This window comes from Pseudomonas sp. Y3 TE3536 (assembly GCF_053629175.1).
In genome coordinates, this window is record NZ_JBRJHU010000001.1 from 5,331,697 (window position 1) to 5,344,800 (window position 13,104).

The 13,104-nt window shown below is 62.7% G+C and carries 10 protein-coding genes and 1 pseudogene; 7 read left to right on the forward strand and 4 right to left on the reverse strand.

Annotation, left to right across the window (positions count from 1 at the left end; all coding sequences use genetic code 11):
• Window positions 1-50 precede the first annotated feature (50 nt).
• A complete protein-coding gene (locus tag AB7M33_RS23890) occupies window positions 51-866 on the reverse strand; it encodes an alpha/beta fold hydrolase (RefSeq protein WP_454243795.1) in 816 nt (271 codons plus the stop codon).
• Window positions 867-959: 93 nt separating this feature from the next.
• Window positions 960-1,856 (reverse strand): LysR family transcriptional regulator, encoded by an 897-nt coding sequence (locus tag AB7M33_RS23895; RefSeq protein WP_454243796.1) that lies wholly within the window; start codon window positions 1,854-1,856, stop codon window positions 960-962.
• A 104-nt stretch (window positions 1,857-1,960) separates the two neighbouring features.
• Here AB7M33_RS23895 and AB7M33_RS23900 point away from each other — a divergent pair, with 104 nt between their 5' ends.
• From AB7M33_RS23900 to AB7M33_RS23930, 7 genes are all read left to right on the forward strand, one after another.
• Complete coding sequence (locus AB7M33_RS23900; protein WP_454243797.1) at window positions 1,961-2,629, forward strand: RraA family protein; 669 nt, start codon at window positions 1,961-1,963, stop codon at window positions 2,627-2,629.
• Window positions 2,626-3,855, forward strand: a complete 1,230-nt coding sequence (locus tag AB7M33_RS23905; RefSeq protein ID WP_454243798.1) for a pyridoxal phosphate-dependent aminotransferase — start codon at window positions 2,626-2,628, stop codon at window positions 3,853-3,855. The genes AB7M33_RS23900 and AB7M33_RS23905 overlap by 4 nt, the downstream gene beginning before the upstream one ends.
• Before the next feature lie 195 nt (window positions 3,856-4,050).
• Complete coding sequence (locus AB7M33_RS23910; RefSeq protein WP_454243799.1) at window positions 4,051-5,238, forward strand: MFS transporter; 1,188 nt, start codon at window positions 4,051-4,053, stop codon at window positions 5,236-5,238.
• A gap of 320 nt (window positions 5,239-5,558) precedes the next feature.
• Window positions 5,559-6,752: an aromatic ring-hydroxylating oxygenase subunit alpha gene (locus AB7M33_RS23915; RefSeq protein WP_454243800.1), complete on the forward strand. Its 1,194-nt coding sequence runs from the start codon at window positions 5,559-5,561 to the stop codon at window positions 6,750-6,752.
• A gap of 5 nt (window positions 6,753-6,757) precedes the next feature.
• Window positions 6,758-7,894: an FAD-binding oxidoreductase gene (locus AB7M33_RS23920; RefSeq protein WP_454243801.1), complete on the forward strand. Its 1,137-nt coding sequence runs from the start codon at window positions 6,758-6,760 to the stop codon at window positions 7,892-7,894.
• A 72-nt stretch (window positions 7,895-7,966) separates the two neighbouring features.
• A complete protein-coding gene (locus AB7M33_RS23925; RefSeq protein ID WP_454243802.1) occupies window positions 7,967-9,604 on the forward strand; it encodes a BCCT family transporter in 1,638 nt (545 codons plus the stop codon).
• Window positions 9,605-9,801: 197 nt separating this feature from the next.
• Complete coding sequence (locus AB7M33_RS23930) at window positions 9,802-10,767, forward strand: endonuclease (RefSeq protein WP_454243803.1); 966 nt, start codon at window positions 9,802-9,804, stop codon at window positions 10,765-10,767.
• Between the two features lie 18 nt (window positions 10,768-10,785).
• Here the strand turns inward: AB7M33_RS23930 and AB7M33_RS23935 are convergent, their stop codons facing one another.
• The gene (locus AB7M33_RS23935; protein WP_454243804.1) at window positions 10,786-11,760 is read right to left on the reverse strand and encodes a 2-hydroxyacid dehydrogenase; all 975 of its coding nucleotides are present in this window, start codon (window positions 11,758-11,760) and stop codon (window positions 10,786-10,788) included.
• A gap of 37 nt (window positions 11,761-11,797) precedes the next feature.
• Window positions 11,798-13,064: pseudogene (locus tag AB7M33_RS23940) on the reverse strand (MFS transporter); the annotation flags it as partial.
• Window positions 13,065-13,104: the final 40 nt, after the last annotated feature.

A 13,104-nucleotide genomic window follows, 5' to 3' on the forward strand; every position in this document is an offset into this window, starting at 1 on the left:
TTCTTTAGGGTGGAAATGGCACCCCCGCGAAGCCGGGGGTGCTGACAGCCTTAGCCGGCGTGACGCGCGTGGAAGCCGGCGATTCGGCGCCACATTTCGATAGGGTTGGAATACATCGGGAAGTGCCCGCACGCGGGGATGCTGGCCAGCTCTACACCCTGCGCCTGGATGTCCGCCAGGTAAGACAGGTGACTGTTCTGCTCGCCATACATGAACATGCGTGGGCACGGCAGGCCGAGGAATTTGCTCATCAGGTCGCCGTGGTCAGACAGCTCTACCATCGAGCTGAAGATCCCACGCACGGCCTCTGCCCGCACTTTGTAAGGCAGGCTGGCAGCGTACAAGGCACTGGCCGGGTCACTGCTGTGCCGGGTGCGCTCGATGAACGCGTCGAAGAACACCTGCGGGTCGTTGGCCGGGTAGTCATCGATCTGACGGCTGAGGAAGCAGTCTTCCGGGGCGATATTGCCTTCGATGTCGATGAAGCTGATCACCCGCTCGGGGCATTGATGCGCCAGCAGCAACGCCGTCAGGCCGCCCATCGAGTGGCCCACCAGGTGAAAACGCTGAATACCGAAGTGCTCCAGCACCTGCAACGCGGTCGCCAGCAGCAGCGGAATCGAAACACGTGAAAGGTCGCTGCAGTGGGTCTGCCCGCACCCCGGTGCGTCGTAGGCCACGAATGGGCGGCCGGCAAACGCCGGCTGGCGTGTCAGCCCGGCATAGTCTTCCTTGGTCGAGCCGAACCCGTGCAGAAACAGGATCGGCGCCCCACGGCCCTCGCGGTGGACAGTGGACAGTTCAAGGTCGACGCCCTCCACGTTCAAAGGCAGGACGAACTGGCGGAACGATTGGGATTCGGGCACGCCGTAAACTCCTCTTGTAGTTGAGAGGCACACTCTCGACGCCCACCAACAATCTGTAAATTCCTCATCAGCGATCAATTTCATAGGTCAAACCTATGAAATGCATTCGCTCAGCTGGTTTACCAATGCCTGCACCAGTGGGTTGGCGCGCTCGGCATTCCAGGCATAGGTGGTGGTCACCACACTCACCTGCTGCGCCAGCGGGCGTATGACCACGTTCGCCGGGGCCAGCTTTTTCATGGCCGCCGGTACCAGGGAGATACCCTGCCCGCAGCTGACGAAGGCTATCTGAGACGCCACCGAACGCACTTCGTGCAGCACTCGAGGCGAAAACCCGTTGGCGCGGCAGGTGGCAATCAGGTTATCGAAGTACAAGGGGCTGACCTTGCGCGCGAACATCACCAGCGGCTCGCTGGCCAGGCTCGCCAGCGCGATCTCGCTATGGTTTGCCAGTGGGTGATCAACCGGCAGTGCCACCATCAATTGCTCCTCGGTGAGCGGGCGCCATTCGATGCCCTTGCCCAGGTCGCCATCCAGCCTCGCGAACGCCAGGTCGATATCGCCCGCCTCCAGCGAAGGCACCGCCTCGACGCTGTCGATTTCGCGTACCGACACCGTGACCTGAGGGTGGTCCTGCTTGAAGCGCTCGATCACCTCCGGCAGCACGTCGAACATGGCCGACGAGATGGCACCGATGGTGACCATGCCCTGATGGCCCGCCACGGCTTCTTCCACGGCCAGTTCCAGGCGTTCGAGTTGGTCGGCGAACTTGCGCACCGCCGGCAGGATGGCGGCGCCCACCGGGGTCAACGCCGCACCGCGCCGGGAACGGTCGAACAGCTTGACCTTCAATGCCTGCTCAAGAATTTGGATTTGCTCGGTGAGCGGCGGCTGGGTCATGCCCAGGCGTTTGGCGGCCCGCCCAAAGTTCTTTTCCTCAGCAACAGCCAGGAACAGCCAAAGGTGGCGGATAAGGCGGAAATTGATCATGGCGGTTCCATAGGTTGGGCATATGTTTAACATCCTTGATAAGGAATATACCTATCAAACAGCCTGTCGGACACTCATGCCTCCTTCACCAAAGAGGTTCACCCATGAGCCAAGACAGCGTGCTACAACGCCTGGCGGCGCTGGACACCAACACCGTGTCCGACGCCCTCGACTTCCTCGGCCTGCCTGGCGCCACGTTCGGTCTGCGCCCGTTATGGCACTGCCCCAAGGTGGTCGGCCGCGCCAGCACTGTGCAACTGGCCGCCAAGACCGACCGTGCACCGACCGTGCACTTGATCAGCCCGGTGATCGAAGCGATCGCCAGTGATGACCGCGTACTGGTGATCGCCGGCGGCATCGACGGGATCTCTTGCTGGGGCGACATTCTGGCCAATGCCGCCGTGGCCCGGCACGTGCGCGGCAGCATCATCGACGGTTGCAGCCGCGACATCGACGGCAGCGCCGACATCGGTTATCCGGTGTATGGCCGTGGCGTGACCATGGTCAGCGCACGCAATCGCGTGGTCCAGGTCGACGCGGCCTGCACCGTCCAGGTGGCAGGTGTAGCAGTGGATGAAAACGACTACGTGATTGCCGACAACTGCGGCACTGTCTTCGTCACCCAGGCCCACATCGGCCAGGTGCTGGACCTGGCCGAGCGCATCGCCCGTCGCCAGGCCGGCATGGTGGATGCCGTGCGCGATGGCCGCTCGGTGGCCGACGTGATGCATGACAGCCAATTTGATGCGATCAATACGGAGCACCACCGATGAGCGAGCAGGACACCGACGGCGGCATCCAGCGCCTGAACCTGAACCTGGCCAGCGCCCGCCCCTCGGCCACCTACGGCATCATGGACCGCGTTGCCCAACGCCGCGCGGCGGGGGCCACGATCATTTCGCTGTGCGCGGGCGAGCCAGACTTCGACACACCAGCGCACATCCGCGACGCCGCCAAGCAGGCGATCGACCAAGGCCATACGCGCTACACCCAAGTGGCTGGCAGCCGCGACCTGCGCGAAGCGGTGGCGGCCAAGTTCCGCCACGAGAATGGCTTGCAGGTCGAGTGGCAGGACACGTTGGTCGCCAGCGGCGGCAAACAGGTGATCTACAACGCCTTGGCAGCGACCCTCAATGCCGGCGACGAGGTCATCGTGCCAGCACCCTACTGGGTCAGCTACCCGGAGATGGTCCAACTGTGTGGCGCCCGCAGCGTGATCGTCACGTGTGAGGCCAGCAGCGGTTTCAAGCTGACGCCTGAAGCGCTTGGTGCCGCGATCACGCCGCGCACCCGCTGGCTGATCCTCAACTCGCCGTCCAACCCGACCGGCGCGGTCTACAGCGTTGCCGAGCTGCAGGCCTTGGCTACGGTGCTGCTGGCAAACCCACAGGTATTGGTGCTGGCGGATGACATTTACGAGCACCTGATTTTCGACGATCAGCGCTTCCATACCCTGGCCCAGGTGGAACCTCGGCTCGCCGAACGCACGCTGACCATGAACGGCGTATCGAAGGCCTATTCCATGACGGGCTGGCGCATCGGTTTCGCAACGGGCCCGCGCTGGCTGCTGGCGGCCATGGAAAAGCTGCAGGGGCAACAGACCTCGGGGGCGTGTTCGGTCTCTCAGCAGGCGGCGGTTGCTGCGCTGGTAGGCCCGAAAGCGTTCATCCATCAAAGCCGGGACGTGTTTCAGCGCCGCCGTGACCTGATGGTGAAGGCGATTGATGGGATCCCAGGGCTGCACTGCGAGCAACCGGCCGGGGCATTCTATGCCTTTGCCAATTGCGCCGGGCTGATCGGCAAGACCTCCGCGGGTGGTCGTTACCTGGCCACTGACGAGGATGTCGCGCTGGCACTGCTCGACGAAGCCGATGTCGCCGTGGTGCATGGCAGTGCCTTCGGGCTCGGGCCTTACCTGCGCATTGCCTACGCGCTGGACGATGCGTCGCTGATGGCAGCGTGTGATGCGCTCGGGCGCTTCTGTCGCGCGGCCAGGTAGGAGCAGCCTTGTGCTGCGAAGAGGCCGGTGAAAACACCATCAGTCTTCGTTGCTTGCACTGGCCTCTTCGCAGCACAAGGCTGCTCCTACAGCGAAGGGTTGCGCCTGTGGGCGAGGCTGCGGCCTCGACGTTTTGGCCAGAGATTGTCTATGATCCCGCGTTGAACGTTTCAGCATGTTTCAAAAGGGATTCAAATGTCTGTCCATGAAGCACCACCGCTAGCCCTGCCCAAAAGCTCTGTCGCCAAGATGGAAGCCGCCATGGCGCTAGGCAGCTTTGCCATCGGTACCGGCGAATTCGCCATTATGGGGTTGATGCCGGACATCGCCAGCAACCTGCAGCTGAGCGAGCCGCAGGTGGGCCACGCCATCAGTGCCTACGCGCTGGGCGTGATGGTCGGTGCCCCGACCCTGGCGATTTTGGGGGCCAAGCTGCTGCGCAAGCACATGTTGCTGCTGTTGATGGCGCTGTATGCCCTTGGCAACCTGGCCACGGCGTTCGCCCCCTCGTTCGGCGGCCTGGTCGCTTTCCGCTTCATCAGCGGCCTGCCCCATGGCGCCTACTTCGGCATCGCTGCGGTGGTGGCATCGAGCATGGTCGCCAACAACCAACGGGCAGGCGCCGTGGCGCGGGTGATGATGGGCCTGACGCTGGCCATGTTGCTGGGCAACCCGGTTGCCACCTTACTGGGCCAGTACTTCGGCTGGCGCTCTGCCTTTGTGTTGGTCGGGGCGATCGCCCTGTGCACCATCGCCCTGGTCTGGCGTTTCGTGCCGCAACCGCACGATGAAGTGCGCAGCGACCCGCGCAAGGAACTTAAAGCGTTCGCCCTGCCCCAGGTGTGGATGGCGCTGGCCATTGCATCGATCGGCTTTGCCGGCATGTTCTGTGTGTTCAGCTACCTGGCGCCCACCATGCTGCACGTGACCCAGGTATCGCCGCAGTGGATCCCCTTCGGCCTGGCGGCCTTTGGGGTCGGCGGCATCGTCGGCAACATCGCCGGTGGCAAGTTGTTCGACCGCTTGCAGTTCCGCGCCGTCGGGCTGGTGCTGATCTGGTCGATTGCAGTGCTGCTGTTCTTTACCTTCGCAGCGCATTCATTGTGGACCCTGCTGCTGGGCGTCGGCCTGGTGGGCACCATGATTGCACTGGCAGCCCCCTTGCAAATCCGCCTGATGGACATTGCCCATGAAGCCCCCAGCCTTGCAGCAGCCTCGAACCACGCCGCGTTCAACCTGGCCAATGCGCTTGGGCCGTGGTTGGGTGGCATGGCCATCACCGCAGGCATGGGCTGGACGAGTACGGGTTATATCGGCGCTGCAACCGCGTTGGTCGGCTTGGGCATTTACCTCGTTGCCCGGCGTATGAAGGGTGGGCATTAAAACCGGTTATTCGGGGGCGCTGTGCGCCTCCGATCCCGCTATGAAACAGAACAACTTGCATTAATTAACGCAGCAAACTTCTATTAATTGTCCCATCCGTAATATCGCTTAAAACCCCCGCCCCACAGCCTCCCGCTCGCATAACCTCAAGTAATACCACACAGAAAATTAAGCGCATTGACGCCTTTTCAGGGCCACTTCAATAATCCGCGCCAGACGTCTTGGTCGATTAAAAATAAAAGTGCCTGAGGACAACAATGCGCCCTTCATCGAGCAAAACCCATCGCGAACTGATTGCATCCCGCCAACCTGGTTTTGGCATGAATGGCGCGTTGTACAGCCGCCAGGATGTTTTCGAAACCGACATGGAAATCTTCTTCAACCAGCATTGGATACAGGTCGCCGTTACCGCCGATGTCGATGAACCCGGTGATGTCTTTACCGTCGATATCGGCAAATCGTCGGTACTGATCCTGCGCGACGATGATGAACAGATCCGCGCCTACCGCAATGTATGCCGCCACCGCGGCGCGCGCCTGAAAGAAGCAGGCAAATCCACTGTCGGCATGCTGGTATGCCCCTACCACCAGTGGACCTACGACCTGGACGGCAGCCTCAAGCATGCCAGCCACATGGGCAAAGGCTTCGACCCCAAGTGCCGCAGCCTGATCCCGGTGCACTGCAAGGTCGTCGGGGCCCATGTACTGGTGTGCCTGGGCGACCACCCACCTGAAGACATCAAGGACCTCGAAGCGGTGATGGGACCGCGCTTCGCGCCGTTCGACCTGACCAATACCCGCATCGCCTACGAACTCGACTACATCGAGAACGGCAACTGGAAGCTGGTGATGGAGAACAACCGGGAGTGCTACCACTGCGCCGGCACCCACCCGGAACTGATCGTGTCCTACCAGTCCGAAGACCTTGGCGTCAGCCTGGAAGAGATGAGCGACGAGGCTCGCGCGTCCTACGATGCCTATCAAATTCGCAAGGCCGGCATCGAAGCTGACTGGGCCAATTCGGGCCTGCTCTACGAGACTGTGGAGCACTTGCAGGATGACGCCCCCACGCAGTTTCGCACCCAGCGCATGATCATCGCCGGTGCGGGTGAATCGCAAACACTCGATACCCAGGTTGCCTGCCGCAAACTGTTGGGCAACCTGACCCGTCGCGACCTGGGCGACACCCACCTGTGGGGCAACAACGCTTGGGCTCATGTGATGAGCGACCACGCCATGATCAGCTGGATCATCCCGCTCTCGCCGGACCGCACCCTGGTGCGCACCAAATGGCTGGTGCACCGCGATGCCGTCGAAGGGGTCGACTACGACCTGCAGCGCCTGACCGAGGTCTGGGTCGCCACCACCCAACAGGACGCTGCCCTGGTCGCCATCACCCACAGTGGCACCCAAGACCCCGCCTTCGTCCCAGGCCCCTACTCCACCTACACCGAGCCGTACGTCGACCAGTTCGCCCGTTGGTACACCTCGCGCCTCGCGGCACATGGGGTGTGAAGGAGATGACCGTGCTCGAGAACCTTGCCCAGAACATTGCCGGCCTGCGTGCCGACCAGCGCTTCACCGACACCGACCACTGGGCCGCCCATGGTGCCCAGTGGGCCAGCGGTGAAAGCAAACGCATCGAATGCCTGAGCGTCGTGGACGAGACCCACGACGTGAAGACCTTCACCTTCCACAGCCCAGACTACCCGGCGCTTGCCTACGAACCGGGCCAGTTCCTCACCGTGTCGCCTGTGATTGCGGGGGCCAGCGTGTCGCGCTGCTACACCCTGTCTTCGACACCGACCCGGCCGTTCACCTTTGCCATCACGGTCAAGCGGGTGCCGGGCGGCACGGTGTCCAACTGGTTGCACGATAACCTGCGCCCTGGCCACGCCCTGGCCGCCTCTGGCCCCGCGGGCGTCTTTACCCCAGTGGCGGGCCCTGCGCGCAAATTGCTGTACCTGTCGGCCGGCTCCGGCGTCACCCCGCTGATGGCGATGACCCGCGCCGCCGCCGACCTGCACGCCGACCTGGACATCGTCTTCGTGCACAGTGCGCGTACGCCTAAAGACATCATCTTCCGCGATGAACTGGCGCGCCTCGGACGCTCCATGCCAGGGTTGCGGACGCTGTTCTTCTGCGAAGGCGCTGGCGACGAGCCCGACTGGGACGGCCCGATCGGGCGCCTGTCGCTGGACGCACTGCAGCGCCAGATCCCCGACTTCAAGGAGCGGGCGGTATTCACCTGCGGGCCAAAAGGCTACATGGAGGCGACCAAGGCCTTGTTGGCGGGTGCTGGTTTCGACTTGGCCCGCTACCACCAGGAAAGCTTCGACATCAACGCCGAAGCCGAGCCGGCAGCCGCCCCCGTTGCCCCCGGCCAGGCCCTGGACAGCTTCACCGTACGCCTTGCCCGCTCTGGCAAGGCATTCACCATGAGCGCCGACCAGACCGTACTGGCCGCTGCCAAAAAAGCCGGTGCCGTAGTCCCCTCCTCGTGCAGCCAAGGTGTATGCGGTACCTGCAAGACCGCGGTATTGCAGGGCAGCGTCGAGATGAAGCACAACGGCGGCATTCGCCAGCGTGAAATCGACAAAGGCCTGCGGCTGCTGTGCTGCAGCCGCCCGACGTCGGACCTGGTGATCGACCTCTGACATTCGACAAGGACGCCCTGTTACTGGGGCGTCCTTTTTTGCCGTCTTGCGAAAATAAAAAGGATATGGACGATGCGTGCAAAACAAGGCCTTTTCAAAGGCCTGAACCCTATTGTAACGGTAGGGTCGATCTCAATCGTGGTGGCGTTCGTGGTGCTCTGCGCCTCACACGGCGACCAAGCCGCGGGTGTATTCAAAGGCGCGTCGGACGCCATTCTCGACCACCTCAAGTGGTTTTACCTGGCGCTGGTCAGCGCCATCCTCGGCTTACTGGTGTACATCGCCTTCAGCCGCTATGGCACCCTCAAGCTCGGGCGCCCCGACGAAAAACCCGAGTTCAGTTTTGCCGCCTGGATCGCCATGCTGTTCAGTGCGGGCATGGGCGTTGGGCTGATCTTCTGGTCGGTTGCAGAGCCGGTGCTGCACTACGCCAGCAACCCGTTCACACCGGGGCTCACCGACCAGGCCGCGTCCATGGCCATGCGCATTACCCTGTTGCACTGGGGCCTGCACCCTTGGGCGATCTTCACCGTGATCGGCCTGGGCCTGGCCTACTTCGCCTACCGTGAAGGGCTGCCGCTGGCGCTGCGCTCGATCCTCTACCCGATCATCGGCAACCGCATCTACGGGCCGATTGGCCATACGGTTGACATCATTGGTGGCGCGGTCACTGCATTCGGAGTGTCGCAATCGCTGGGGTTGGGCGTCGAGCAGATCAACATGGGCATGCATCAGGTGTTCGGCACGCCAGTCACCTTGTCGTTCAAGCTGAGCATCATCGCCGTCGTCACCGTGATCGCCTCGATCTCGCTGGTGGCCGGTGTATCGCGCGGCATGAAGCGCCTGTCGACGCTGAACATGTGGATTTCCCTGGGGCTGATGCTGGTGGTGCTGGCCGTGGGCCCAACCCATTACATCATGAACCTGCTGTTCGAGTCGGCGGGCGACTACGCGCAGAACATCATCGGCATGAGTTTCTGGACCGACGCCCAGGCCGACAGCAGTTGGCAGAAGAGCTGGACCGCTTTCTATTGGCCGTGGTGGATGACCTGGGGACCGTTCGTTGGCCTGTTCATTGCCCGGATTTCCCGTGGCCGGACCATCCGCGAACTGGTGTTCGGCGCGTTGCTGGTGCCGACCTTGGTGACTATCTTGTGGATGGCCGTGTTCGGCGGTGCCGCGCTGAAGGATGAGCAGCAAGTGCGCCACGCCTATCAAGCATTGCCGGTCGCCGAGCAGGCAGCGGCCGGCGCGTTCCAGGGTGGCCCGATTCTGGAAGCCACGCGCAAGGAAACCACCACGGCCATGTTCACCTTGCTCGACCGCCTCGACGGCCCGACGCTGGGAGCAATCCTCAGCGTGATCATCTGCCTGCTGCTGGCCGTGCATTTCGTCACTGCGGCCGATGCCGGGACCCAGGTGCTGTGCATGCTCAACTCGCTGGGCAGCATTGACCCGCCCAACTGGATACGCGTGCTGTGGTGTGTGCTGGAGGGCGCCATCGCGGCCAGCCTGGTGATTGCCGGCGGCTTGCTGGCGATTCAGATGGCCAGCATCGTGGTCGGCCTGCCGATTGCGTTCTACATGCTGCTGACCGGGTACAGCCTGATGCGCAGCTTGTTTGCCAGTGATGCGGTGATTACTGGAGCGGCGCCGGTGCATGCGGGCGCAGAAACCCCACGGCCTGCCAACGAACTGGCAGCCAGCTGACGTCATCGCATTGTAGGAGCAGCCTTGTGCTGCGAAGAGGCCAGTACCAGAGAGAAATACTGTGGTCTGTACCGGCCTCTTCGCAGCACAAGGCTGCTCCTACCAGGACCGCGCTTGACCGGAGGGGGATTCAATCCAAATCAATAGGTTAGATTTCGATTAGAATGCAGTTCCTTAACTGAGACCTGCTGCCCCCCATGAAAAAACTGCTTTATGCCGTATCGCTCCTGCTCGCCGTCAACCTCCCCGCCTTCGCCAACCCGCCTTCTACCTTCACCGAAGCCAAGGTCGTCGCCAAGCAAAAGGTCTACCTGGACCAGGCAAGCAGCGCCATGGGCGACCTGTATTGCGGCTGCAAATGGACCTGGGTGGGCAAGTCAGGTGGGCGCATCGATGCTGCCTCCTGCGGTTATGAAACCCGCAAACAGCAAAACCGCGCCGAGCGTACCGAGTGGGAACACATTGTGCCGGCCTACACCTTCGGCAATCAGCGCCAATGCTGGAAAAACGGCGGCCGCGAGCATTGTGTCGATGACGACCCGGTCTTCCGCGCGATGGAAGCCGACCTGTTCAACCTCTACCCGGCCGTGGGCGAAGTCAACGGTGACCGCAGCAACTTCAACTACGGCATGGTCGCTGGCAACGCCGGGCAATACGGCCAGTGCTCGACCAAGGTCGATTTCGTGCAGCGCGCCGCCGAGCCGCGTGACGAAGTGAAGGGCCTGGTTGCCCGTACCACCTTCTACATGTTCGACCGCTATAAGCTGAGCATGTCGCGTCAACAGCAGCAACTGCTGATGGCCTGGGACAAACAGCACCCCGTCTCGCCCTGGGAAAAAGAACGTGACCGGCGCATCGCCGCCATCATGGGGCACGCCAACCCGTTCGTGACGGGCGAACGCAAATGGACAGCCGACTACAAGCCTGCTGGCAGTGGCGTCGTGCAAGCCATGCCGCCCAAACCGGTCAGCGAAGCGGCCAAGCCCAGCCTGGCCAGCACTGCCGCAACAGGCGCTGTGCTCGGCAACCGCAACAGCCATGTCTATCACCTGGCCAATGGCTGCCCGGGCTACACCCAGGTGGCTTCGAAGAACCAGGTGATGTTCGGCTCCGAGGGCGAGGCGCAAGCGGCCGGCTACCGCAAGGCGGGCAACTGCCGGTAACCGCTGCGCTTCGGTGCATCAACGCCCGGCTGTTGGGTTCACCAGGTTTGCCGGGCGCTCACCGGCCAGCGCGCTGAGCAGGTTGTCAACCGCACAGCGCGCCATGGCCTCACGGGTATCGTGGGTGGCCGAACCGATGTGCGGGGTCGCCACCACGTTGTCCAGTTGCAGCAGCGGCGAATCACTGGGCAACGGCTCCTGGACGAACACATCCAGGCCCGCGCCGCGGATGCGTTTCTCCCGCAAGGCCTTGATCAGCGCGGCTTCGTCCACCACGCGCCCACGCGCAATGTTCACCAGCATTGCCTCAGGCTTCATCAGGGCAAGCTCACGCGCGCCGATCAAGCCCTCGGTGGCGGCACTCAGCGGCACAGTCAGGCAGACGAAATCAGCCTGTTGCAGAAGGTCGTCAAGGCTGCAGTGGCGGGCGTCGTAACGGGCCTCCACCGCAGGCTTGGCGCGTGGGCTGTGGTAAAGCACACGCATGCCAAAACCGGCCGCGCCGCGCCGGGCCAACGCTTCGCCAATCCGCCCCATGCCAATGATGCCCAAGGTCTTGCCGTGCACATCCGTGCCAAAGTGCGCAGGCCCAAGGTTGGCTTGCCACTGGCCGTCACGCACCCAGCCCGCCAGCTCCACGACCCGACGCGCACTGGCCAGGATCAAGGCAAAGCCGGTGTCGGCGGTGGTTTCGGTCAGTACATCGGGCGTGTTGGTCAGCATCACGCCACGCCGGGTCAGGTCGGCGATGTCGTAGTTGTCCACGCCTACCGACACGCTGGCGACCACCTCCAGTTGCGGGGCCAGGTCCAGCAGGCTGCTGTCCAAGCGCAGGCTGGCACCCAGCAGCCCTTGAGCGCCCGGCAACGCATCGCGCAGGCGGGCAAGGCCATCGGGCCCGGCCGTGTCCACCCAGGTCACGTCAACCTGTTGCTGCAGGCGCGCCATCAACGTGTCGGACAGGCGCTTGTAAAGGACGATTCGCTTCTTCATAGCAGGATTTCCTAGTGGCTCGTGGCCAGATGAGAGCCGCCGCGCTTGGCCCGGCCAGTGGTGTGTGAGGTTTTAAGCGCCGCCGTGAGCGCGACTGCCGTCAGCAGTGCACCGCACATGAACAGGTACGAGGCGCCCGGCCCGCCGGTGGCGCCATTGAGGTAACCGACCAGCCACGAGCCGCCGAACGAACCCAGCGCGCCCATGCTGTTGATCAAGGCCATGGCGCCACCGGCGACGTTGCTGGGCAGGATCTCCGGCACGATGGCGAAAAACGGCCCATAGGGCGCATACATGCAGGCGCCGGCAACCACCAGCAATGCGTAGGACAACCAGAAGTGCTCACTGCCCAAGGCATAGGACCCATAGAACGCCAGCGCCGCAATCAACAGGGGCGGCCAGACGAAGCGCTTGCGCTTCTGCAAGCGGTCCGACGCCCAGGACACCCCGACCATGGCCAGCACCGCCGCCAGATAGGGCACCGACGACAACCAGCCGGCCTGGACAATGTCGACGTTGGCCGCCTGTTTCAGAATCGACGGCAGCCAGAGCACGAAGCCGTACACGCCGATGCTCCAGCAGAAGTACTGCATTGACAGGATGATCACCTGAGGCGAGCGGAACGCTTCGCGGTAGTTCTTCACCGGTTTGATGCCCTGCTGTTCTGCTGCCAGGGCGTTTTCCAGATCGGTCTTTTCCTGCTCGCTAAGCCACTTGACCTGAGCCGGGCGGTCGTCCACCAGGCGCCACCAGAAGAACGCCCAGATCACCGCAGGCAGGCCTTCGATGATGAACATCCAGCGCCAGTCGTAGTGCTTGATGAGGTAGCCCGACACCACCGACATCCACAGGATGGTCACCGGGTTGCCGAGCATCAGGAAGGTGTTGGCCCGCGACCGTTCGGCACGGGTGAACCAATGGCAGAGGTACACCAGCATCGCCGGCATCACGGCGGCTTCGACCACGCCAAGCAGGAAGCGGATGCCGATCAGCATGTACACATTGCTGATCATGCCGGTCAGGGTGGCCAGGCCGCCCCAGAGGATCAGGCTGACGAAGATCAGCTTCTTGACGCTGCGTTTTTCGGCGTAGATGGCCCCAGGTACCTGGAAGAAAAAGTAACCAAGGAAAAACAGCGCCCCCAGCAACGACGACAGCACCGGGGTGATTTTAAGGTCGTCGGCCATGCCGGACGCTGCCGCGAACCCATAGTTGGCACGGTCCAGGTAGGCCAGGCTGTAGGTGATGAACACGATTGGGATGATGTACCACCAACGGCGACGCGCGAGACTTGTCGTTTGCATCATGTGTACTCCTGAGCTTTTTGTTTTTGTCGCAACAGGT

Coding starts and splice junctions, on each gene's coding strand:
- AB7M33_RS23895 (WP_454243796.1), bottom strand. CDS start 1,856: ATGATCAATTTCCGCCTTATCCGCCACCTTTGGCTGTTCCTGGCTGTT.
- AB7M33_RS23900 (WP_454243797.1), top strand. CDS start 1,961: ATGAGCCAAGACAGCGTGCTACAACGCCTGGCGGCGCTGGACACCAAC.
- AB7M33_RS23905 (WP_454243798.1), top strand. CDS start 2,626: ATGAGCGAGCAGGACACCGACGGCGGCATCCAGCGCCTGAACCTGAAC.
- AB7M33_RS23910 (WP_454243799.1), top strand. CDS start 4,051: ATGTCTGTCCATGAAGCACCACCGCTAGCCCTGCCCAAAAGCTCTGTC.
- AB7M33_RS23915 (WP_454243800.1), top strand. CDS start 5,559: ATGAATGGCGCGTTGTACAGCCGCCAGGATGTTTTCGAAACCGACATG.
- AB7M33_RS23920 (WP_454243801.1), top strand. CDS start 6,758: ATGACCGTGCTCGAGAACCTTGCCCAGAACATTGCCGGCCTGCGTGCC.
- AB7M33_RS23925 (WP_454243802.1), top strand. CDS start 7,967: ATGCGTGCAAAACAAGGCCTTTTCAAAGGCCTGAACCCTATTGTAACG.
- AB7M33_RS23930 (WP_454243803.1), top strand. CDS start 9,802: ATGAAAAAACTGCTTTATGCCGTATCGCTCCTGCTCGCCGTCAACCTC.
- AB7M33_RS23935 (WP_454243804.1), bottom strand. CDS start 11,760: ATGAAGAAGCGAATCGTCCTTTACAAGCGCCTGTCCGACACGTTGATG.